The 21,748-nt window shown below is 69.7% G+C and carries 23 protein-coding genes and 2 pseudogenes; 16 read left to right on the forward strand and 9 right to left on the reverse strand.

The window, feature by feature from the left end:
- From UK23_RS09520 to UK23_RS09555, 8 genes and pseudogenes are all read left to right on the forward strand, one after another.
- Positions 1–301, forward strand: a pseudogene (locus tag UK23_RS09520) (RidA family protein); the annotation flags it as partial.
- Positions 298–771 (forward strand): DUF488 domain-containing protein, encoded by a 474-nt coding sequence (locus UK23_RS09525; protein ID WP_045311048.1) that lies wholly within the window; start codon positions 298–300, stop codon positions 769–771. The pseudogene UK23_RS09520 and the gene UK23_RS09525, both read left to right, overlap by 4 nt.
- Positions 772–840: 69 nt before the next feature.
- Positions 841–1,740: an ABC transporter ATP-binding protein gene (locus tag UK23_RS09530; RefSeq protein ID WP_045311049.1), complete on the forward strand. Its 900-nt coding sequence runs from the start codon at positions 841–843 to the stop codon at positions 1,738–1,740.
- Complete coding sequence (locus tag UK23_RS09535) at positions 1,740–2,462, forward strand: ABC transporter permease (protein WP_045311050.1); 723 nt, start codon at positions 1,740–1,742, stop codon at positions 2,460–2,462. The genes UK23_RS09530 and UK23_RS09535 overlap by 1 nt, the downstream gene beginning before the upstream one ends.
- Positions 2,463–2,472: 10 nt before the next feature.
- Positions 2,473–3,543, forward strand: coding sequence for a sensor histidine kinase (locus UK23_RS09540; RefSeq protein ID WP_052684508.1), 1,071 nt, complete (start codon positions 2,473–2,475; stop codon positions 3,541–3,543).
- The gene (locus UK23_RS09545) at positions 3,540–4,145 is read left to right on the forward strand and encodes a response regulator transcription factor (protein WP_045311051.1); all 606 of its coding nucleotides are present in this window, start codon (positions 3,540–3,542) and stop codon (positions 4,143–4,145) included. The genes UK23_RS09540 and UK23_RS09545 overlap by 4 nt, the downstream gene beginning before the upstream one ends.
- A gap of 28 nt (positions 4,146–4,173) precedes the next feature.
- Positions 4,174–4,380: pseudogene (locus tag UK23_RS51365) on the forward strand (NADPH-dependent FMN reductase); the annotation flags it as partial.
- A gap of 10 nt (positions 4,381–4,390) precedes the next feature.
- On the forward strand, positions 4,391–4,990 hold the full coding sequence (locus tag UK23_RS09555) for a TetR/AcrR family transcriptional regulator (RefSeq protein ID WP_045311053.1): 600 nt from the start codon (positions 4,391–4,393) through the stop codon (positions 4,988–4,990).
- Here the strand turns inward: UK23_RS09555 and UK23_RS09560 are convergent.
- The 3 genes from UK23_RS09560 to UK23_RS09570 form a co-directional block, all read right to left on the reverse strand.
- Positions 4,983–5,489, reverse strand: a complete 507-nt coding sequence (locus UK23_RS09560; RefSeq protein WP_045311054.1) for a hypothetical protein — start codon at positions 5,487–5,489, stop codon at positions 4,983–4,985. The two genes, UK23_RS09555 and UK23_RS09560, sit on opposite strands and share 8 nt — an antisense overlap.
- On the reverse strand, positions 5,479–6,318 hold the full coding sequence (locus UK23_RS09565) for a thermonuclease family protein (protein WP_045311055.1): 840 nt from the start codon (positions 6,316–6,318) through the stop codon (positions 5,479–5,481). The genes UK23_RS09560 and UK23_RS09565 overlap by 11 nt, the downstream gene beginning before the upstream one ends.
- A 174-nt stretch (positions 6,319–6,492) precedes the next feature.
- Positions 6,493–8,103, reverse strand: coding sequence for a M28 family peptidase (locus tag UK23_RS09570; protein ID WP_045311056.1), 1,611 nt, complete (start codon positions 8,101–8,103; stop codon positions 6,493–6,495).
- A 114-nt stretch (positions 8,104–8,217) separates the two neighbouring features.
- On the opposite strand from UK23_RS09570, the gene UK23_RS09575 reads away from it, so the two are divergent.
- Complete coding sequence (locus UK23_RS09575; RefSeq protein ID WP_045311057.1) at positions 8,218–9,117, forward strand: GDSL-type esterase/lipase family protein; 900 nt, start codon at positions 8,218–8,220, stop codon at positions 9,115–9,117.
- Here the strand turns inward: UK23_RS09575 and UK23_RS09580 are convergent, their stop codons facing one another.
- Positions 9,118–9,735, reverse strand: a complete 618-nt coding sequence (locus UK23_RS09580) for an ester cyclase (RefSeq protein WP_045311070.1) — start codon at positions 9,733–9,735, stop codon at positions 9,118–9,120.
- 139 nt (positions 9,736–9,874) lie between these two features.
- Between UK23_RS09580 and UK23_RS09585 the strand changes: the two genes are divergently transcribed.
- From UK23_RS09585 to UK23_RS09595, 3 genes are read left to right on the forward strand one after another with little or no spacing between them, the layout of a single operon-like run.
- A complete protein-coding gene (locus UK23_RS09585) occupies positions 9,875–10,420 on the forward strand; it encodes a VanZ family protein (protein ID WP_196777675.1) in 546 nt (181 codons plus the stop codon).
- Between the two features lie 10 nt (positions 10,421–10,430).
- Positions 10,431–11,090, forward strand: coding sequence for a response regulator transcription factor (locus tag UK23_RS09590; protein ID WP_045311059.1), 660 nt, complete (start codon positions 10,431–10,433; stop codon positions 11,088–11,090).
- Positions 11,087–12,247, forward strand: a complete 1,161-nt coding sequence (locus UK23_RS09595) for a sensor histidine kinase (RefSeq protein ID WP_082114532.1) — start codon at positions 11,087–11,089, stop codon at positions 12,245–12,247. The genes UK23_RS09590 and UK23_RS09595 overlap by 4 nt, the downstream gene beginning before the upstream one ends.
- On the opposite strand, the gene galK is transcribed toward UK23_RS09595, so the two are convergent.
- Positions 12,207–13,349 (reverse strand): galactokinase, encoded by a 1,143-nt coding sequence (galK, locus tag UK23_RS09600; RefSeq protein ID WP_045311060.1) that lies wholly within the window; start codon positions 13,347–13,349, stop codon positions 12,207–12,209. The genes UK23_RS09595 and galK overlap by 41 nt on opposite strands.
- 140 nt (positions 13,350–13,489) lie before the next feature.
- Between galK and UK23_RS09605 the strand changes: the two genes are divergently transcribed.
- From UK23_RS09605 to UK23_RS49670, 4 genes are all read left to right on the forward strand, one after another.
- On the forward strand, positions 13,490–14,152 hold the full coding sequence (locus tag UK23_RS09605) for a hypothetical protein (RefSeq protein ID WP_052684509.1): 663 nt from the start codon (positions 13,490–13,492) through the stop codon (positions 14,150–14,152).
- 69 nt (positions 14,153–14,221) lie between these two features.
- Positions 14,222–15,370, forward strand: coding sequence for a sensor histidine kinase (locus UK23_RS09610; protein WP_052684510.1), 1,149 nt, complete (start codon positions 14,222–14,224; stop codon positions 15,368–15,370).
- Positions 15,367–15,993 (forward strand): response regulator transcription factor, encoded by a 627-nt coding sequence (locus UK23_RS09615; RefSeq protein ID WP_045311061.1) that lies wholly within the window; start codon positions 15,367–15,369, stop codon positions 15,991–15,993. The genes UK23_RS09610 and UK23_RS09615 overlap by 4 nt, the downstream gene beginning before the upstream one ends.
- Positions 15,994–16,134: 141 nt before the next feature.
- Entirely contained in the window at positions 16,135–17,310 is a 1,176-nt protein-coding gene (locus tag UK23_RS49670) for a glycosyltransferase 87 family protein (protein WP_045311062.1), read from the forward strand.
- On the opposite strand, the gene UK23_RS09625 is transcribed toward UK23_RS49670, so the two are convergent.
- From UK23_RS09625 to UK23_RS09640, 4 genes are all read right to left on the reverse strand, one after another.
- Positions 17,202–18,428: a glycosyltransferase 87 family protein gene (locus tag UK23_RS09625; protein WP_052684513.1), complete on the reverse strand. Its 1,227-nt coding sequence runs from the start codon at positions 18,426–18,428 to the stop codon at positions 17,202–17,204. The genes UK23_RS49670 and UK23_RS09625 overlap by 109 nt on opposite strands.
- A complete protein-coding gene (locus UK23_RS09630) occupies positions 18,425–19,621 on the reverse strand; it encodes a glycosyltransferase 87 family protein (protein WP_052684514.1) in 1,197 nt (398 codons plus the stop codon). The genes UK23_RS09625 and UK23_RS09630 overlap by 4 nt, the downstream gene beginning before the upstream one ends.
- Positions 19,614–21,152, reverse strand: a complete 1,539-nt coding sequence (mptB, locus tag UK23_RS09635) for a polyprenol phosphomannose-dependent alpha 1,6 mannosyltransferase MptB (RefSeq protein ID WP_330770035.1) — start codon at positions 21,150–21,152, stop codon at positions 19,614–19,616. Before mptB ends, UK23_RS09630 begins: the two co-directional genes overlap by 8 nt.
- 114 nt (positions 21,153–21,266) lie before the next feature.
- Positions 21,267–21,704 (reverse strand): HIT family protein, encoded by a 438-nt coding sequence (locus UK23_RS09640; RefSeq protein ID WP_045311063.1) that lies wholly within the window; start codon positions 21,702–21,704, stop codon positions 21,267–21,269.
- Between the last annotated feature and the right edge of the window lie 44 nt (positions 21,705–21,748).

Here is a 21,748-nt window from a genome sequence, read left to right on the forward strand (position 1 = left end):
CCCTGTACTGCTCCGGACAGACCGCGATGGACGCTGACGGCAAGCCGCAGCACGACGGCGACCTGGCCGCCCAGCTGGCGCTGAGCCTCGACAACCTCGAAGCTGTGCTCGAGGAGGCCGGCATGACGCTCGCGAACCTGGTCCGGCTCAACGTGTACACGACGTGCTGTTCGAGCACTACGGGGTGCTGTCGGCGCGGCTGGGCACCGCGGGGGTCGCACCGGCGACGACGATGCTCGGCGTGACGCGGCTGGCGATCCCCGGCCAGCTGGTCGAACTGGAAGGAACCGCGGTCGCGTGATCAAGGTGGTGACGATCGGCGTGTACGGCTTCGACGCCGAGTCGTTCCTGTGGACGCTGAAGCAGGCGAAGGTCCGAGTGCTGCTCGACTTGCGCCAACGTCGCGGCGTGCGCGGACACGAGTACGCCTGGGCCAACTCGCAGCGGCTTCAGGCCGCCCTCGCCGAAGCCGGGATCGGCTACGAGCACCACGTGGAGCTCGCCCCGACCACCGACATGCGGCAGGCCCAGTACGCCGAGGACGAGCGGCAGGGCGTCGGCAAACGGTCCCGCCAGGTGCTCGCCGAGGAGTACGCCCGCCGCTACACCGCGGAGATCCTCGACCAGGCCGACCTGGCCCCGATCGCGTCCGGCGCCGGGGTGGCGGCGTTGTTCTGCGTCGAGGCCGATCCGGAGGCGTGCCACCGCTCGCTGGTGGCCGACCGGTTGACCGAGACGTACGGGATCGAGGTCGAGCACCTGCGGCCATGACATCTGTCATGGCCGAGTCGTGACAGCTGGAACCCGCCCTCCCCCGTGCCGCCGACCAGCATTGGGGACATGACGGAGACAGCTGTGCGAGCGGGCGCCGCGGTGGCGCTGAGCGGGTTGCGGAAGCGGTTCGGCGAGGTCCGCGCGGTCGACGGGATCGACCTGGTGATCTCGCCCGGTGAGGTGGTCGCGCTGCTCGGCCCGAACGGGGCCGGGAAGTCGACGACGGTGGACATGTTGCTCGGTCTGTCCACTCCGGACGGCGGGACGATCAGCGTGTTCGGCAAGGCTCCGCGCGAGGCGGTGGTCGCCGGGCAGATCTCGGCGATGCTGCAGAGCGGCGCACTGCTGGACGACGCGACGGTGGCCGAGGCGGTCGGGCTGATCGCGGCGCTGCACCGCAAGCCGATGCCGGTGGCGCAGGCCTTGCAGCAGGCGGGAATCGCGGACCTCGCGAACCGCAAGTGCACCAAGCTCTCCGGCGGGCAGAAGCAGCGGGTCCGGTTCGCGCTGGCACTGGTGTGCGAGCCGGACCTGCTGGTGCTGGACGAGCCGACGGTCGCGATGGACGTCGAGACGCGGCGGGCGTTCTGGAACCAGATGCGCGCGTACACCGACACCGGCAGGACTGTGCTGTTCGCGACGCACTACCTGGAGGAAGCCGAGGAGTACGCGGACCGCGTGGTGCTGATGCGGTCCGGGCGGATCGTGGCGGACGGGTCGGTGGCGCAGGTGCGGGCCGCGGTGTCCGGGCGGACGTTGCGCGCGGTCGTGCCGGGCGCTCACGACCTCGAACTGCCCGGCGCGCGGTCAGCAGAACGGCGCGGTGACCGGATCACGTTCACCTGCACGGACTCCGACGCGACGGTACGCGCGCTGCTGCAGCGCTACCCGCACGCGCACGACATCGAGATCACCGCGCTGGGCTTGGAAGACGCGTTCCTGGCGCTCACTGGGGAGGACAACTGATGAACGCCCGATTCCTTGGTCTGGAACTGCGCCGAGCGGTGCGCAACGGCCGGTACCTGATCTTCACGGTCATCGTGCCGTCGGTGATGTTCGTGCTGTTCGTGAACCTCTACGGCAAGGGCACGTTCCCGAACGGCCTGCCCACCACCACGTCGCTGATGATGAACATGGCGTTGTTCGGGCTGATGGCCGGCCCGTTGTCGATCGGCGCCCGGATCGCGGTCGAACGCGGCCTCGGCTGGCAGAAGCAGCTGCGGCTGACCCCGCTGACCGGCACCGGATACCTGGCGACCAAGGGCGCGCTGAGCATGCTCGTGGCGCTGCCCGGAATCCTGCTGATCAGCATCATCGGCGCGGTCGAGGGCGTGCGGATGGACGCCCTGCACTGGCTCGGCGTGGTGGGGACGCTGTGGGTGGGCGCGATCCCGTTCGTGCTGCTCGGCATCGTGATCGGGCTGGTCGCGAGCCCGGACGGCATGCAGGCGATCACGGGTCTGGCGTCGATGTTGCTGGGCTTGCTGGGCGGCATCTGGATTCCCGCCGAAGTGGCACCGGACTGGCTGGCGACGCTCATGAAGGTGCTGCCGACGTACTGGATCAAGGAGCTGACGCAGGCACCGTTCGTGTCCGGAGTGGACGTCAAGCAGGCGTTGCTCGTGATCGCGCTCTGGGTGGCGGGACTCTCGGTGATCGCCGCGCGCCGCTACCGCGCCCAGAGCTAGGTTCTTGGTCGTGTTCAAAGGCAACGGCAAGTGGTTCTGGTTCGCGATCGTCTTCGTGCTGCTCTACCTCCCTGCCCTGACCTACGACGTGCTCACCAGCGACCGCACCCTCGTGGTGCGGATCGTGCTGACGGTTCTGATCGTGGCGTACGCGGTGGGCTGGGTCGCCGCGCCGCGCTGGCTCTGGGGCAGCGACAGCGAGAACGTCAACACCGCGATCTGCCTGTCGATGACCGTGCTCGGCCTCGTCATCGTCTTCTGGCTGGGGATGTCGTCCGCGGGGCTGATGGTCTACATCGTCTCCACCGTCGCCGTGGTGCTCACGCCGTGGCGGGCGATCGCGATCAACGCCACGGTCCTCGGCGCGCTGGCGGGCACCATGTACCTCCAGCACGACCTGGCCATCGACGGTGGCCAGCTCGGCACGTTGTTCTCGATCTCGCTGGGCATGCTCGCGATGGGCAGGATGGTGCGGGCGAACCGGGCGCTTTCCCTGGCGCAGGACGAGATCGCGGCACTGGCGAGGACCGAGGAGCGCAACCGGCTGGCGCGCGACCTGCACGACATCCTGGGGCACAGCCTGACCACGATCTCGCTGAAGTCCGGGGTGGCGCGGCGGCTGCTGGAAAGCGACGAGCCGGACCGGGCGCTGGCCGAGATCCGCGAGGTCGAGACGCTCACCCGGCAGGCGCTCAGCGACGTCCGCACCACCGTCTCCGGCTACCGCGAGGTGTCGCTGTCGGCCGAGGTCGTCGGCGCGCGGGCGGCGTTGCGCGCGGGCGGGATCGAGGCGGACCTCCCGCACGCGGTGGACAACGTGCGACCCGAGCTCCAGGGGGTGTTCGGGTACGTGTTGCGCGAGGGGATCACCAACGTGCTGCGGCACGCGGCCGCGACCCGTTGTTCCGTCCGGCTGGGCGACACGTGGCTGGAGGTGCGGGACGACGGGCGCGGCGCCGGGGTCGGCGAGCCGGGAACGGGCCTGACAGGCTTGGCCGAGCGCCTGGCCCCGCTCGGGGGCACGGTGCTGGCGGGCCCCTTGGACGACGGCGGGTACCGGCTGCGAGCGGAGGTAGCGTGATCAAGGTGTTGCTGGCGGACGACCAGGCGCTCGTGCGTGGTGCGTTCGCCGCGATGCTGGGCCTGGAGCCCGACATCGAGGTCGTCGCCGAGGTCAGCGCGGGCGACGAGGTCATCGCCGCCGCCCAGCGCACCCGGCCCGACGTGGCGCTGCTCGACGTGCAGATGCCGGGCAAGGACGGCCTGAGCGCCGCCGCCGAGCTCCGCAAGGCCCTGCCGAGCTGCCGGGTGATCGTCTGCACCACGTTCGGACGTCCCGGCTACCTCGCGCGGGCGATGGCGGCGGGCGCGGCCGGGTTCGTCGTCAAGGACGCCACGCCGGAGCAACTGGTCGACGCGGTCCGCCGGGTGCACGCCGGGCTGCGGGTCGTCGATCCGGCGCTGGCCGCCGAGTCGCTGGCCACCGGACAGAGCCCGCTGACCGACCGCGAACGCGACGTCCTGGCCGTGGCACGGGACGGCGGCACGGTCTCCGACCTGGCCAAAGCGCTGCACCTGTCCGAGGGCACCGTCCGCAACCACCTCAGCGCGGCGATCGGCAAAACCGGCGCACGCACCAGGGCGGAGGCGGTCAAGGTCGCGGAGGACAGCGGCTGGCTGTGATCGGCGGCACCGGACCGGCAGCACCCGCCCCGGCCGGCACGGCGAGCAGGTGGCCAGGTGGGTCGCGCAGCAGGCCGGGCAGCACGACGACGCCACGTTCGAGCTGGTCGACCTGCCGGACTTCCCGCTCCCCCACCTCGACGAGCTGGTCGGCTGGAGCGAGTCGTTCGCCCCGTTGCGCGACCGGCAACTCGCTGCACGGCAGGCGTCCTGGGGGGACGCTGCCGACGGGTAGCGTTCAGCCCGTGGAACCTGTCGGGCTGTCACTGGGTCAACCGCGCGAGGAACGGGCGGACGCCGCGCGCAACCGCGCCCGCCTGATCGAGGTCGCCCGCGAGATGGTGGCGGAGCTGGGCGCGGACAAGGTCACGATGGACGGCCTGGCCGAACGCGCGGGGCTCGGCAAGGGCACGGTGTTCCGCCGCTTCCGCACGCGGGCAGGCATCTTCCACGCGCTGCTCGACGAGGAGGAGAAGCGGTTCCAGGAGCGGCTGATGAGCGGCCGGCCGCCGCTCGGGCCGGGCGCGCCGGCGGTCGAGCGGCTGGTCGCGTTCGGTCAGGCACGGCTCGAGTTCCTGGTGGAGCACACCGTGCTCGCCCGTGCGGCGCTTGATCCTGGCCAGCCGGTGCCGATCGGCGACGGCCCGTCGTTGTTCCACGTGCAGATGCTGCTCAACGAGGCGTGTCCGGACGCGGCTTCGAGCGGCGCGCTGGCGTTGCAGCTGGTGGCCGCGCTGGAGGGCCCGATCCTGCTGTACCTGCAGTCCGCGGACGCCCCCAGCCCGATGGTGAACGACCTGATCGCGAGCTGGCAGGTGCTGGTAGAACGGGTCGCCGTCAGCTGAGCAGCTCGGCCACGTGCACCACCCGGTCACGCGGCCACGACTGGCGCACCTCACCCTGGAAGGTCACGTCGACCTCGTCCGCGACCTGCACCTCGGCCACCTGGGCGACCGGGCCGATCGAGCCGTACAGCCGGACGAGATCGCCCACCGCCAGCTCGTCCGCGTGCTTCGTCTCGACGTTGCGCGCCACCGAGGCCGGCCTCACCCGTGAGGTGAGGAACCACCAGAAGACGCCGCACAGCACGGGCATCAGCAGCACCAGAACCCCTGCGGTGACCGGGAAGGCCCGCACCGAGACGGCCGCGCCGACCAACGCCCACAGCAGGCCCGCGAGCGCGGCGAGCAGGGCCGAGCTCACCGGGTGGTCGCCGATCTGGAGCCAGCCGGTCGTGCGCACCCAGCCGCCGTCGGTCAGGCCGCGTGGAGGTTTGCCCTGTGCCAGCACGGGCGCCGGTTCCACCGGTTTGCTGAACAGGTCGATGCCGTCGTCAGTCCGCACGCCGCCACCTCAGCTTGTTGCCGTTGCGGGTGCAGACGAGCTCGCCGCCACCCGCCGCCTTGCGCTTCGCGCCTTCCTTGAAGCAGATCTTGCCCAGCCAGAAGTCGTCCGGCGGGTCGTCGGGCGGCGGTGGCTCGACCGAGGTGACCGTCGGCCTGGGCGGCGGTTTCCGCGTGGAGGACTCCGGTGTCGTCGTGGTCGTGGTCGTCGTCGTGGTGGTCGTGGTCGTCGTGGACGATGAGGGCGCGCTGGACGTCGTGCTCACGATGCGGATGCACGAGGCCGCCCAGAGGCCGCGGTGTTCCTGGCGCGCAACGGTTTCGACCTGGGCGAGCTCGTCGCGGGTCGACACGTCCGCCGGCGCCATGCCGTCGTGCACGAGGGTGTTGGCGTAGTCGGTGCCGTCCGGCAGCCGCACGTCGACCACGATCCGGTCGCTGTCGGAGTCGACGTCCTTCTTCACGGTGAGCCGGACCATCTTGCCGCGCAACAGGTTCTGCGCGGTGGTGCGGGACTCGGCGAGCCAGCAGTCGGCGATCCGGCCGATCCCGGCGACGCGGGCGCGGAAGAGAACTCCGGACGCGGGCTCGACTCCCTCGAACAGGTCCACATCGGACACCGTGTGGACGGTCACCTCGAACGAGTCGCCGCGGCGCATCGGGTCCATCCCTGCGTCCACGCGTTGCTGCGGACCGGACCCGCCGGCGAAGCCTGCCGCCACCGTCGTGGCCAGCGCGGCGAGAACGCCGAGGCACATCACGGCGAGCCTGGTGTGCTGATGCGCGCCCCACCACGCGCGACGGACGATCCCTGGGCTCGGCAACAGCACCCCCGACCTCGTGAGCAGTTGTCGAGGCAGTGTTGTCGCGTGCTTCTGGACCGTCAAGAACGAAAAAGGTTCAAATTATTTCCGGCGAATGTTTTCACGGAAAAGCCCTGGTTGTGATTGTGTGAGCACGCGCACCCCGCCCTGGTGGACGGGGTGCGCGGTCCCACCGCGGTGCTAGTTGAGGGTGAGCGTCCAGGTGTCGATGGTGCCGACGTCGACCGCCGCCGCGTCACGCACGCTGAGCTTCCAGGTGCCGTTGGCGACCTCGGTGGACAGGTTGATGGTGAAGGTCTGGTCGATGTTGTCCGCGCTGCCGCCCGAGCGGTTGCTCAGCGAGTACGACGACCCGTCCGGCGCGAGCAGGCTCACCACCAGGTCACCCCGGTAGGTGTGCTTGATGTGCACCTCGACCTTGCTCGTGGACGACGCGTTGCCCGCGCAACCGGAGATCACGATGCTGCTCGTCACGGCGGTCGGAGAGTTGTCCGGGATGGCGACGTCGTTCGGGTTTGTGCCGGTGCAGCCGCCACCAGGGCCACCCGTGACCGTCAGGTTGTAGGTCGCGGTGTGCGTGACCGAGCCCGTCGCGGTGATCGTCACCGGGTAGGTGCCGGACGGCGTCGACGTCGTCGTGCTGATCGTCAGCGTCGAGCTGCTGCCGGTCGTCACCGAGGACGGGTTGAACGAAGCCGTTGCGCCGGAAGGAAGTCCGGACGCCGACAGCTGCACGGACTGTGCCGAGCCGCTCGTCGTCTGGGTCGACACGGTGGCCTGCACCGACGAACCCGCCGCGACCGAACCGGACGTCGGCGAGACCCCCACCGAGAAGTCGGGGCCGGGGTTGCTGCCGACCGCGCGGTCCCACAGGGTGTACGCGATGCCGTCGGCCGAGCGGTTCAGGTGCGTGTCGCTGATGTTGGCCGTGGTGTCGCAGGCCCGGTGGTAGCAGGGGTCGAAGTCTCCGGCGGTGCCGCCCCACTTCGCGACCTGGGCCGCGGTCTTGTCCGCGCTGGCACCCGTCGCGTAGCCGGACGACGGAATGCCCGCCTGACCGAAGTAGTAGTCGTCGGAACGGCCCGCACCCTCGCGGTTCTCCTCGGGCTGGAGACCCAGGGAGTCCCAGTAGGCCTTCATGGGCGCCGACTGGGCCGTGGTGATGTTGTTGATGAAATAGCCGCCGTTGGTCGAGGCGACCATGTCGAAGTTGTAGTAGGCCTTGATCTTCGCGCGTTCGGTGGCCGGCAGCTGGTTGACGTAGAACTTCGAGCCGTTGAGGCCCTGTTCCTCGTCGGTCCACCAGCCGAAGCGGACCTTGTTGAGCATCGTCGGGTTCACCCGCGCGAGGGTGAGGGCGGTCTCCAGGATCGACGCGGAACCGGAGCCGTTGTCGTTGATGCCGGGGCCCGCGCTCACGCTGTCGAGGTGGGCACCGAACATGTAGACGTTGTTCGCGTTGCCACCGGGCCACTCGGCGATCACGTTCGGACCGGCGCCGCTGGTGCAACCGCTCGTGCAGGGTTGCTCGGTGACGGTGTAGCCCGCCGCGGTGAGCTTGTCCTTCACGTAGGCGACCGACGCGCGGTAGCCGGCGGAGGTGGAACGGCGGTTGCCGCCGTTCTGGGTGGCGATGGTGTTGAGCTGGGTCAGGTGCTGTTTGACCGCCGCCACGTCGATGTCGGGGGCGGCAAGAGTGGTGACAGGGGCAGCGCCGGCCGCAGGGACGACCATCGCCGCCGCGACGACCACTGTCGTCAGCGCGGTGGAGAGCAGGGATCTTCTTCGCACCGTTGGGCTCCTTCGCAGGGTATGCAGGGTCAGGCCAACGTAGCCGCGGCGAGAACTGCTCACATCGGGTCATTCGGATGATTGTGCTGACGGTTGACGTGCGAACCTTGATCGATGTGGTGGCGGATCGCGCTGGTCGTGGCGCTCGGTCTGGCGGTGCTGACGAGCCCGTCGCGGACCGAGTCCAACGGCGGCGTGCGGGTGATGCCGCTCGGCGACTCGATCACGCACGGGTTCGGCACGCCCGGCGGCTACCGCGTCTCGCTGTGGCAGCGGCATCCGGTCGACTTCGTCGGGTCCGCGTCCAACGGGCCGGTGGGTCTCGGCGACCACGACCACGAGGGCCATTCGGGTTTCCGGATCGACCAGTTGGATGCCGGGATCGTGTCGTGGGTGCGGCGGGCGAACCCGCGCACCGTCCTGCTGCACGCGGGCACCAATGACCTGAACCAGCAGCACGACGTGGCGGGCGCCCCGGCCAGGCTCGGTGCGTTGATCGGCAAGATCCACGCACTCGCCCCGCTGGCCGAGGTGTTCGTCGCCCAGATCACGCCGGTGCCGGACGACCCGGCGTTCGAGGCGCGCGTACAGGCTTTCAACGCGGCCCTACCGGCGATCGTGCGGGGCCCGCGGGCTCATCTGGTCGACATGCACACCGGGTTCACCGCGGCCGACCTGGACGACGGCCTGCACCCGAACGCGGCCGGCTACGCCAAGATGGCCGACCGCTGGGCGGCGGCGCTCGAGTCGGTGCCGGGGAGCCTCTCCCCGGCCACCGGCATGCCCGCCGTGCTGTCGAACCCGTTGTCGTTGCGCTGCCTCGACTCGACGATGGTGCTGCGGGACTGCAGCGGTGCGCCGAGCCAGATCCGGGACCGCTTCTCCCTCTCCCCGGACGGTTCGCTCGTCACCGCCGACGGCCGGTGCCTGGAGGCTTCCGGGATCGCCGACGGCTCGGTTGTCCGGCCCGCCGAGTGTCGCGGCACCCCGAACCAGAAGTGGTCGGCGCGGTGATCAGGCCAGCCCGATCTGTCGGTAGAAGTTCTGGTTGTCCCAAAAGAGAAATTCCTCATCCATCGTGCCGCGCCGGTTCCACAGCCCGATGGTCGCCATGTTGATCGAGTACCGCTTCCCGGTCGGCTGGATGAAGCCGCCCTTGCCGTCGGGCATCGGCCGGGTGAAGGTGCCCTGCATGACCCCGGCGACCGCGGTCAGCCCACCGTTCGCGACGCGCAGGTAGTGCGACTCGATGCGGGTGTCCGGCGCCCAGACGAACAAGCCCTTGAGGTCCTCGATGTGCCGGTCGATGCCGTCGGTGTAGTGCCCGTCGGGCCAGTGCACGCGGATCGAGCGGGCGTGGCTCTCCCCCAGCCGCGCCCATTTCTGGTGCGTGAAGACGTCGAAGTCGAGTTCGTCGAACGTTTCCAGGTTGCGCCGCTCGGTGCCGGTCAGGTCCTTGGCGAACGGCGGGTTGGGCACCGGCGTCGCGGACGGGTCGGGCAGCGGCGTCCACGGCGAGTACCCGGCGGGAGCGGGACCGGCTTCTGCGACCCCGTTGGTGACGGCCGCCAGGGCCATGGCACCGAACGCGGCGGTACTGCCGTTGGTGATGAGGGAGCGTCGGTTGAGCATCTCGTGCACCTTTCACTCGGTCTGTGCACGCGAGAGCTTTGCACTAACTTTTCGTTAGCGCTATCCTTTCCATAGTGTTCTGGGTCACTTATCGCGGGCGTATCGAAAACCGCATACGCCCTGGCAACGTGCACGCGTCTTGGGTAGGGGTGTGCTCAACAACTGGTACGACTGGGTCGGCACCTTCACCGGCGTCGTCGCCCTCGCCGTGCTCTCGTTGCCGATCGCCGTGGTGACGGCCGGACTGCTGGGGTGGCGGCGGAAGGTCACCGGCGCCGCGCACCCGTGGCGGACAGCTGTGGCCGAGGTCGGCCTCGTCTACGGGACGGTGCCGTGGGTGTGGATGACCCTGTTGCCTGGCAACGAACCCGGCAAGCACGGCGTGGTGACCCTGGTCCCGCTGGCCGACCTGCTCTCCTGGGACCGCGGCCAGATCATCGGCAACCTGCTGATCTTCGCGCCGCTGGGGTTCTTCGCGCCGCTGCGGTTCTCGTCGCTCGCGTCGCTGGGACACGTGCTGATGCTCGCGGCAGGGTGCTCGACCTTCATCGAGGTCGCGCAGTACGTCCTGCTGCTGGACCGGGTGTCCTCTGTGGACGACGTGCTGCTCAACACCGTCGGTGCCGGTCTGGCCTCGATGCTCTCGTACCGGTGGTGGCGCACGCCCGTCCACAGCTTTGCCTAGGCTGCCGGACATGCGGGTGCTGATCGTGGAGGACGAGCCGTTCCTGGCCGAGGCCGTGCGGGACGGCTTGCGGCTGGAGGCGATCGCCGCGGACGTCGCCGGGAACGGGGACACCGCGCTGGAGCTGCTCAGCGTCAACTCGTACGACATCGCGGTGCTCGACCGCGACATCCCCGGCCCGTCCGGTGACGAGGTCGCGCGGCGGATCGTGGCGTCCGGCAGCGGCATGCCGATCCTCATGCTCACCGCCGCCGACCGGATCGACGACAAGGCGTCCGGGTTCGAGCTGGGTGCCGACGACTACCTCACCAAACCGTTCGAACTGCGGGAGCTGGTGCTGCGGCTGCGCGCGCTCGACCGCAGGCGCGCCCACGCCCGGCCGCCGGTCCGCGAGCTCGCGGGGCTGCGGCTGGACCCGTTCCGCCGGGAGGTGTTCCGCGACGACCGCTATGTCGCGTTGACCCGCAAGCAGTTCGCGGTGCTGGAGGTGCTCGTGGCGGCCGAGGGCGGAGTCGTGAGCGCCGAGGAGCTGCTGGCGCGGGCGTGGGACGAGAACGCCGACCCGTTCACCAACGCCGTCCGGATCACCGTGTCGGCGCTGCGCAAACGGCTCGGCGAGCCGTGGATCATCGCGACGGTGCCGGGCGTCGGCTATCGGATCGACACGTGACCAGGCGTCCCGAACTCAGCGGCCACGTCCCCGCCCCACGAACTCAGCCGCCGGACCGCCCCCTCCCCCGACGCGCCGGTCTCAGCGCCCGCCTCAAACTCACCCTCAGCTATGCCGGAGTCGTCCTCATCACCGGCGCCGTGCTGCTCGTCGTGGTGTGGATGTACCTGCTGCGCTACGTGCCCAACACCGAGCAGGGCCTGCTCGGGATCTCGCCCAACCAGTACCTCCTCTCGCGGATCTTCGGCAAGGCCGCCGCCGTCGCGCTGGCCGCGTTGCTCGTGACCGGTCTCGCCGGAGGATGGCTCCTCGCCGGACGGATGCTGTCGCCGCTCACGCAACTCGCCGACGCGGCCAGGCTGGCTTCGCGGGGCGAGCTGTCGCACCGGGTCCGGCTGCCGGGCCGCACCGACGAGTTCCGCGAGCTGGCCGACGCGTTCGACACCATGCTCGAACAGCTCGAGTCGCACGTCGCCGAGCAGCGACGGTTCGCCGCCAACGCCTCGCACGAGCTGCGCACGCCGCTCGCGATCACGCAGTCACTGCTCGACGTGGCCCGCCAGGAACCCGCACCTGAGCTCATCGAACGCCTGGACGCGGTGAACAAGCGCGCGATCGACCTCACCGAGGCGCTCCTGCTGCTCAGCCGCACCGGCACCTTCACCCGCGCCCAAGTCGACCTCTCGCTGGTCGCCGAGGAAGCCGCCGAGACGCTGCTGCCGTTCGCCGAGAAGCGCGAGATCACGCTCGACGTCACCGGCGACGCCACTCAGACCGCAGGAAACGCCGAGCTGTTGCTGCGCATGGTCACGAACCTCGTCCAGAACGCGATCGTGCACAACATCGACGGAGGCTCCGTCGATGTCCGCACCTCGCAACTGACCGGCGAAACGGTGCTGCGGGTCGAGAACACCGGTCCGCTCCTGCCGGCAGACCTGGTACCGACGCTCACCGAACCGTTCCAGCGCGGAGCCGAACGCACCCGCACCGGCGAGCACGCCGGCGCGGGTCTCGGGCTGGCCATCGTGGCGAGCATCGTCCGCGCCCACGACGGAATCCTGGAACTCAGGCCCCGCCAAGCCGGCGGGCTCGTCGTCACGGTGCGGCTGCCCCGGGTCACACGTCCCGGCCCGCTCCTGCCGCCGGAACAGCGGTGAACGTCCGCGGCGGCCCGAACCCCTGCACGGCAAAGGCTTCGAACACGGCCCGCTCCACGTCCGCACGAATCTCCGCCGGTACCAACGCGATCGCGGAACCGCCGAACCCACCACCGATCATCCGCGCACCCAGCGCACCGGCCTTCTCGGCGGCTTCCGCGGCCACGTCCAGCTCGACGCACGACACCCGGTAGTCGTCCCGCAGGCTCGCGTGCGAGGCACTCAGCAGCGGTCCGATCTCCGCGTACCGGTTTTCCCGAAGCAGCTCAACGGTTTTGAGCACCCGCGCGTTCTCGGTGATCACGTGCCGGACGAGCGGCTGCAGTTCCTCCGGCAGACCGGCCTCGGTGTCCAGGTCGCGCACGGCGGCCACGCCCCGCAACCGGGCGGCCTCCTCGCAGCCCGCACGTCGTTCGGCATACCCGGACTCCACCAGCGAATGGCTCACGCGGGTGTCGATCACGAGCACTTCCAGGCCGTACCGGGCCGCGTCGAACGGCACCTGCTCCTGCTTGCCCGACCGCACGTCCAGGAACAACGCGTGCGCCTCGGTGCAGCACAACGACGCCGTCTGGTCGAGGAGCCCGGTCGGCGCGCCCACGAAGTCGTTCTCGGCCTGCTGCACCCATTGAGCAACGTCGCTTTTGGACGCTTCCACGCCGGCCAGACCCAGCAGCGCCAACGCCGTCGCGACCTCCAGCGAGTGCGACGACGACAGTCCCGACCCGTGCGGCACGTCGCCGGCGATCACCAGGTCCGCGCCGCCGGTGATCCCCTGCTGCCGCAACACCCACGCGACGCCGGCGGGATACGCGGCCCAGCCCTGCACGCCGCCGGGCCCCAGCGAACCCACCCGCAACGGCGGCGCGGTCACCACCTCACCGTCGACGACGCTCGCGAGCGTGATCACGCCGTCCTCCCGCGGCGCCGCGGCGACCCACGTGCGCTGCGGAATCGCGAACGGCAGCACGAACCCGTCGTTGTAGTCGGTGTGCTCGCCGATGAGGTTCACCCGGCCCGGCGCCGACCACACCCCGGCCGGGGCGACACCGTGCAGCCGCGCGAAAGCCTTGGCCGTGCTGTTCGATCCTGTTGACTTCATACCGCCCGATCCACGCCGCGTCGTAGCAAGTGCTCACGCGAGGATGACCTAGATCCACGAGAAAGACAATGTTGATTCTTGATTGAAAACGTTGAGTACCGTTAGCCTCTGGTTTCCCGAAAGGTGAGGAGGTCCCAGCCGTGCTGCTCGAAGCACTCTCGTTCTCCGTGCCGCTGGGCGACCCCGTGCCGCTGCTCGACAAGCCCGAGCAGTGGGGCACCTGGCGCCACCACGAGCATCCGCCCGCACTCGACGGCCGGATGACGTTGCTGCGCACTACGATCACCGCTCCGCACGCCGCTGTGCTGCGGTTTCGCGAGATCGGCGACCGCACGTCGGTGTTCCTGGACGGCCAGCCCGTCGGTGTCCTGCTGCGCGAACACAACGACCACGCGCTGTCCCTGCGCGACGCGAACGGCGAGCTGACGATCTTCGTGGAGGACCTCGGCGGTGGCACCGGCCTCGCGGACGTCACCCTCGACGGCAGGCCCGTCACCGGCTGGGACGTCATGCCGCTGCACCTCGGCAAGCCGGTCACCGTGCGGCCTGACAACGTCCCGGTGAGCGGGCCGGTGTTCCGCCGCGCCACGTTCGTGCTCGACGAGCCGGGAGAGCTCACCCTCGACACCTCGGCATGGGGCTGCGGCGCGGTGTGGGTGAACGGGCATGATCTCGGTCGCTACTGGTCCCGCACGCCCCAGCCGCTGCAGGTGCCCCGCGAGGTGCTCAAGGCAGGCGTCAACGAGCTGGTCGTGCTCGAAACCGGTGTGCCGGCCGACCTCACCGCGAGGTTCCGCTCCTAGCCGACTGGACAGTCCCCTCGGCCGGAAGGTGGAGAGCGGGCCCCACCCGTTCCTCCTACGATCGCGATCATGTCTGGCTATCGCCGTCACTGGATCGTCGCCGCACTGGTCATCGCCGTGTTCGGCGTCCAGGTCGTGTACGCGCCGCAGCCCTGGGCCCACGGCGAGCACTGGACGGTGCTCGCACTGATGGCGGTCGTCGTCGCGGCGGCAGTGTTCGCACATCACCACTTGATCGCGACGGCGTGCGCGTGTGCGGGAATCCTCGGCATCACGATCCTGGCCGCGTTCCCGTGGAAGGCAGCCGGCGACACCTACGGCGGGCTCGCCGAGCCGATGCGGTACGACCAGGCGCCGCTGACCGTCTCCGAGGCGGTGGCCGGGCTGGTGCTGGTCGTGGTGCTGGTGTGGACGGCGACCCCGGTCATCGCCACGATCTGCACATCGGCTCTGTTCGCCGTGTGCGTGTTCTCCACTTACGTCCGCACGGTCCAGTACGAGCTTCCCACCGCGGTCCCGAGCGTCGTGCTCGGAACGGTCGCCGCGGTCGCGGTGGGATACCTCCTCCGGGTGCGCGACCGGACGCAGGCTCAGCTGGCGGCCGCCGAGGAGGAGCGCGTGCGCCGGGAGGAACGGCTCGACATGGCGCGGGAGCTGCACGACGTCGTCGCCCACCACGTCACCGGGATGCTGGTGCAGGCGCAGGCCGCGACCGTGGTGTCCGAAGGGGACAAAGACGCGGCGTGCGGGATGTTGCCCGGCATCGTGACCGGCGGCACGGACGCGTTGGGGGCGATGCGCGCGATGGTGCGGGCGTTGCGCGACGCCGAGGCGACGCCGGGGACGAGCGATCTCTCCTCGGATCTCAAAGCGCTCGTCGAGAAGTCGGGACTACCGGTGCGCACGACCATCGAGCTGCCGTCGGACGTACGACCGGAACTGGGACGATCGGTGCTGAGGCTGGTGCAGGAAGCGTTGACGAACACCCGCAAGCACGCCCACGACGCCACCAGCGTGGAAGTGGACGTGCGACTGACCGCGACCGCCGTACTGCTGTCCGTTGTGGACAACGGCACCGCGAGGCCCGCGCACTCCGGTGGTTTCGGGCTGATCGGGATGAAGGAACGGGTGAGTGAACTGGGCGGCCGGTTCTTCGCCGGCGCCACCGGTGACGGCTGGCTCGTGACGGCCGAGCTGCCGCTGGCGGTGCGCGCGTGATCTCCGTGCTGATCGCCGAGGACCAGGAGATGGTCCGGACGGGTTTCCGGCTCATTCTCGAGGCGCACCAGGACATCACCGTGGTCGCGGACGTCGCGGACGGCATCAGCGCGGTCGAACGAGCCCGCGCGCTGAACCCGGACGTGTGCCTGGTCGACGTGCGGATGCCCGGACTGGACGGCCTGGAGGTCACCCGTCAGCTCGCGCCCCACACCCGCATCGTCGTCGTCACCACGTTCGACACGGACGAGGTGCTGCACAAGGCGCTGGACCACGGCGCGTACGGGTTCCTCACCAAGGACGCGAGCCCGGCGCTGCTGGCCGAAGCCGTCCGCTCAGCCGCTCGTGGGGACGTGCTCGTCTCCCCCTCCGTGGTGCTGCGCGTGCTCGGCCGCAGCGCTCCTCAGTTGCCGGACGCCGACGCGGGCCTGCTGACCGACCGCGAGCTCGACGTCGTGCGGCTCGTCTCACGCGGGCTGAGCAACGGCGAGATCGCCGCCGAGCTGCACCTCTCCGTGTCGTCGATCAAGTCCTACCTCGCGTCGGTGCAGACCAAGATCAGCGCGCGCAACCGGGTGGAGGTCGTCGCCTGGGCGTTCCGCGCGCACGTGGTGTCCGGTTGACCTCGGCCGAACGGTTGATGCACACCAGCTTCGCTACCTGATGGGCCAGCGGTTCACGGCCTGCAAGCCGATCTGACACACCCCTTCCGACCAGCACTCTCGTCCACATCGGACAGTTCGACGAGAGGCGCGGGTCAGGAGATGTTGCTGTATCTTGGTTTCGCGGGGTTCGCCCTCGCGACCACGCTGTCATCGGAGTTCTACGGCTACCACGTGTGGGGCGCGTTCGCCGCCGTGGCATTCCTCGCGGCGGCTGCCTTCTCGGCGTTCAACGACCGGTTGGCCCTCTGGCTCGCACTGGGCGGCGGGGCCGTCGCTCCGCTCGCAGTGCTGGTCTTCCACCGCAACGCCGCCGCCGAGGACTTCACCGCGACGCCGTGGACGTGGAGCGCGCAGCCGGACGTGTGGGTGATCGAACGCTCCGCCCGTCTGCTGCTCGCCCACGGCACTCCGTACGTGGACGTGACGGCGCTCGGCAGGGCACCGGACGTGAACGACTACACCCCGTACGGCCCTCTGATGACCGTGTTCGGCCTGCCCAGGGCGTTGTTCGGCGACTCACCGCTCACCGACGCCCGGATCATGTTCGCCCTGGTCGCGGTGGGAGCCATCCTGCTGAGCCTGCGGTCGCTGAACTGGCCGCGCATCCCCGTGCCGGCCGCGCAGCTCGCTGCGGTGAGCCCGTTGACGATGCTGACCACGACCACGTCAGGCGAGGACGCAGCGGTGCTCGCGCTGATCGTCCTGACCGCGACGCTCGTGATCACCCGCAGGCACGGCTGGGCCGCCGTGGTGGCGGCCGCGGTCGTCAGCATCAAGCTGATCGCACTGCCCGCGATCGTCGTGCTCGTCGTGTTCATGTTGGCGCGCAAGCACATCGCGGTGTTCGCCGCCGTGCTCGCCGGAATCAACGTACCGGTGTTGCTCGTCGATCCGGGTGCCTTCGTCGAGCACGCGATCCGCTTCCCGACCGGTGGCGCGCAGGTCAGCTCACCGGCGTCGAGCCCGTTCCCCGGCCACCTGCTCACCGAACTGGGTCCCGCCGGGCACGTCGCCGCACTCGCGTTGCTGGTCGTGGCAGGCCTCGCCGTGGTGGCGTGGCTGTTCGTGCGCCGCCCGGTCACCGTCGCCGACGCGTTCTGGCGGGTGGTCGTCGGGATGGGCGCGGCGATCCTGCTGATGCCGGCCAGCCGGTTCGGTTACCTCGTCTACCCGATGGCGCTGATCGGCTCAGCGGTGTTCTTCTCCTCCGTCGAGCGAGAGCCGCGCAGCACGACCGCGATCACCACGAGGGTGACCAGCGCGAACGCCGGGTAGGCCCAGCCCAGGGCGGACAGCCAGCCAGGGCGGCTGATCGTCCAGATCGTCGGCTGGAAGTCCAGCTGGAACGAGATGAGGTCGAAGAACATGACCGGCACCCACAGCACCAGCAACGTGTTCCGCGCCCACGGAGCGATCTTCGCGTGCACCAGCCAGATCAGCAGCGGCGCCACCCACACCCAGTGGTGGTCCCACGAGATCGGCGAGAGCAACAGCCCGAGGAACTGCACCGTCAGCACACCGATCAGCGCATCGCTCGCCTTCACCGCCGCCCGCAGTGCGATGAGGGCGAGGATCACCGAGATGACCGCCGCGATGATCCACGGCCAGGACATGCCGACGTCGTAGCCGAGCGTCCGGGACAACGCCCCGCGCAGCGACTGGTTGTGCGCGGTCGCGATCGGGCCGACCCGGTCAGCGGCACCGAGCAGTTCGAACCAGTACGTCTTCGACTGGTCGAAGTCCACCAGGAAGCCGAGGCCGACGCTCACGGCGAACGCCACGAACGACCACACCGCGGCCGCCCACCGCTTCGTGGCGAGGAAGTACAGCCCCGAGATCGCCGGGACGAGCTTCACACCGGCCGTGAAACCGATGCCGGCACCGGCGAGCTTGTCGCTGCGAGCCACCATCGCGGCCAGCATGATGCCGGCCAGCACCAGGTTGATCTGGCCGAACTGGAACGTGTGGAAGACCGGCATCATCCAGAGCAGCACCGCGGTCCACAGGATCGACCAGCGCCGCCACAGCCTGGCGTCCACCGTCCAGGACTCGCCCGCGACGAGCCGCAGCGTCACCCGCACGATCCAGTACAGGCACAGCAACGAGATCAGGCGCCAGGTCCACTGCGCGAGGCCCCAAAACATCCACGTCATCGGCAGGAACACCAGCGCGCCGAACGGCGGGTAGGTGAACGGCAGCGGGAAGTCGGGCGGCGAGAACGGCGAGAACACCTGGTACAGGTCGCCTTCGAGCACGTGCGGCGCGAGCACCCAGTACACGCGCAGGTCGAGCGTCTCGTTGCCGAAGCCGGTCACGATGACGACGACGCGCACCGCGATCGAGAGCAGGAGGATCCAGGGCGCCAGTGCGAGCAGGCGCCTTTCGAACTTCACAGCGCCACCTCGGTGCGTTCTTCCGTCTTCAGCAGCGTGGGCGCCACGGCGAGAGTGGCCAGCCCGAGCGCCGGGTAGACCCAGCCGAGCAGCGCGAGCGGCCACGGCCTCGGGATCTCCCAGATGGACGGTTGCATGACGATCAGGAACGTGATGATGTCCGAGGCCACGACGACCACCCACGCCACCGCGAGCCACTTTCGAGCGCGGTGCTCCACTCCGTAGACCATCCAGAGCACGGCCGGGATGACCCACAGCCAGTGGTGGCTCCACGAGATCGGCGACACGAGCAGACCGAACATCTGCACGATCACGACCGAGGCGAGCGTGTCCTCCGCCTTGACCGCGGCACGCAGGGCGAAGAACGTCAGCACCGCGGACACCGCGACGGCCAGCAGCCAGGGCCAGCCCATCTTGACGTCGTAGCCGAACGTGCGGGACAACGCGCCGCGCAGCGACTGGTTGATCGCCGACCCGACCGGCCCGACCCTGTCGGCCGCGCCGAGCAGCTCGAACCAGTAGCGCCACGAGTCCTTGGCGGACACCAGGAAGCCGAGCGCCACGGTGATCGCGAAGCCGATGCCCGACCACACCGCCGCGGTCCACTTGCGGGTCGCCAGGAAGTACAGGACGGAGATGCCCGGCGTCAGCTTCAGCCCGATGCCGGCGCCGACCCCGAGGCCGGCCGTGATCTGGCGCGTCGCGACCATCGCCGCGAACACCCCGGCGACGAGCGGCAGGTTGATCTGCCCGAAGTCGAGGGTCTTGCGCACCGGCTCGAACCACAGCGACACCGCGGTCCACAGCAACGCCCGGCGCTGCCACTTCACGTCGTAGTCCTGCCCGGCCTTGGCGGCCAGCAGCTTCAGCGCCGTCCGCACGAGCCACCACAGGCAGAACAGCGACAGCACCTGCCACACGATCCGCGTGACGATCCACGGCAGCGCGGACAGCGGCAGGAACGTCAGCGCCGCGAACGGCGGGTAGGTGAACGGCAGCGGGAAGTCCGCCGTGAACGGCATGTTGATGTCGTAGAGCTGGTCGCTCAGGACGTTCGGAGACAGGCTCCAGTACACCTTGAGATCGATCATGCCCCAGTTCGCGGGGTTGCCGAGGATCACCGCGTAGATGCCGAGCGACACGCACAGGATCAGCGGAGCGAGCCTGAGCAGCCGGTTCTCGAGCTCAGGCACCCGTGCCTCCGACCAGCTCCGACGTCGTCGCCACTGGTTTCGGTTCCGGTTCCGGTTCCGGCATCGGCTGCTGGAGCGTCCTCGCGACCCACACGCCGACCGCCATGGTGGCGGCGAGGTACGGCCACCACACCCAGGGGTTCATGTTGTCGTAGGTCCAGCGCCAGACGACCGTGCCGTCGGGCAGCGTGATCAGCACCATCCACACCGAGATGCCGCCCAGCACGGCCGCGCCGCGGTTGCTCCACGCGAACGCGGCGCCCAGCGCCAGCGCCCAGGTGAGGTACCAGGGCAGCACGGACGGGGCGAGCAGCGACGCGGCGAGCAGGGCGATGGTCGCGCGCTTGATCGCGTCCACCCCGCCCTCCCTGGCGAGCCACCACTGCCGGACGAGGACGAACGCGAGCGCGATCATGCCGAGGACGCGGAAGACGCCCAGGAAACCCTCGCGGGTCCAGCCGGGGATGTGCGTGCCGATCGAGTAGAAGAGGATCTCCGCCGCCGCGCAGGGCAGCGAGAGCCAGGTGAGCAGCGGCGTCTGCGACTTCAGCACGCCGATCCAGCCGAGGCCGACGCCCGCGACCATGCTGGCGGCCCCGAAGACGATCACGAACACCGCGCCGCCCACTCCCGCGGCCACCAGGAAGCGGTGCCGCGCCGAGCCGGTCAGCCGCGCCGCCCACACCCAGACGAGGAAGGGCGCGACCAGGAGTGCCGTCGCCTTCACCGCGACGGCCAGGGCTATGAAGGCGAACCCGCGCAGATGCATGCCTTCGAGCACGAACACCACACCGACGGCCATCAGGCCGACCATCAGGATGTCGTTGTGCACGCCGCCGATGCCCAGCGCCAGCACCACCGGGTTGGCGGCCGTGAGCCACATCGCGACGCCCGCGCGGCCACCCAGGTGCTTGACCAGGCGGGGAATCGCCCAGATGAGCATCGCGAGCCCGCCGAGCACGGCGATCCGCATCACGATGGCGCCGAGGATGACGTTGTCACCCGTGAGCCAGACGGTGACCTTGCCCAGCAACAGGAACAACGGCCCGTACGGCGACGGCGTCTCCTGCCAGAGGCCCGCGACGTTGCCCCGCAGCGGCAGGTCGAGCACGGCCGCGCCCTTGCTGTACGGGTCGAACCCGCGCAACGCCACCGCGCCCTGCGCCAGGTAGCTGTAGACATCCCGGCTGTACAGCGGCGGCGCGATGATCAGCGGTGTGGTCCACGCCGCGGTGGCCATCGCCACCACGCGGCCGCCCGCGTCACCCGTGATCACCATGCGGCCGAGCCGCACCCACGACAGCACCATGAGCCCGAGCCCGGCGAACAGCACCATGAACGCGAGGTCGTGGCCGTGGCCGTACCTGATCGCGTTCAGCACCGTGCCGCTGAGCAGCGGGTCCCTGCGGACGATCGCGCCCGCGCCCAGCCCACCGACGGTGAGCATCGCGGCGCCGATGACGCCAGGCCACAAGATACGTCGCGGAATTCGCCGGAATAGTCCCAGCCATACGTTCACAACCGGATCCACCCTCTATGAACACGCTCTCTACCCGTGCGGCGTGCGCCACTGCAACACCTATCGCACCGGGGCCAGTGCAAACGGATTCCAAATGGAACCGGCTTTGTGGAGTTTATCAGAAGATCACGAAGGGGGTTGCGACAGGGCCTGCCGAACGGCGTAAGCCTCCTCGTCGAGCAGCTCACGGGCTCGCTCGGCCCAGTCGGCGTCGATGCGGAAGCCGTCGCCCCGAAAGCGCGGGAAGACGTGCAGGTGGAAGTGGAAAACCTCCTGGAACGCCGCCTCACCGTCGGCGAGGAACATGTTCACGCCCTCGCACCGCAGGTCAGAGCGCCGCAGCGCACGGCAGATCCGGTGCCCGACGCGCCAGACGTGCGCGCTCGTGTCCTCGTCCAGGTCTTCCAGGCCTTCGGCGTGCGCCCGCGGCACGACCAGCACGTGTCCCGGGTTCACCGGGTTCAGGTCCATGAACGCGACCGCCGTGTCGTCCGCGTGCACCACACTCGCCTCCGCCTCACCAGCGATGATCTGGCAGAAGACACATCTCCCGTGGTGATCCACACCTGCAGCGTAGGTTCTCCAGGTCGATTTCTGCGCCGTTGCGG

Source organism: Lentzea aerocolonigenes, from assembly GCF_000955955.1.
GTDB lineage: Bacteria > Actinomycetota > Actinomycetes > Mycobacteriales > Pseudonocardiaceae > Lentzea > Lentzea aerocolonigenes_A.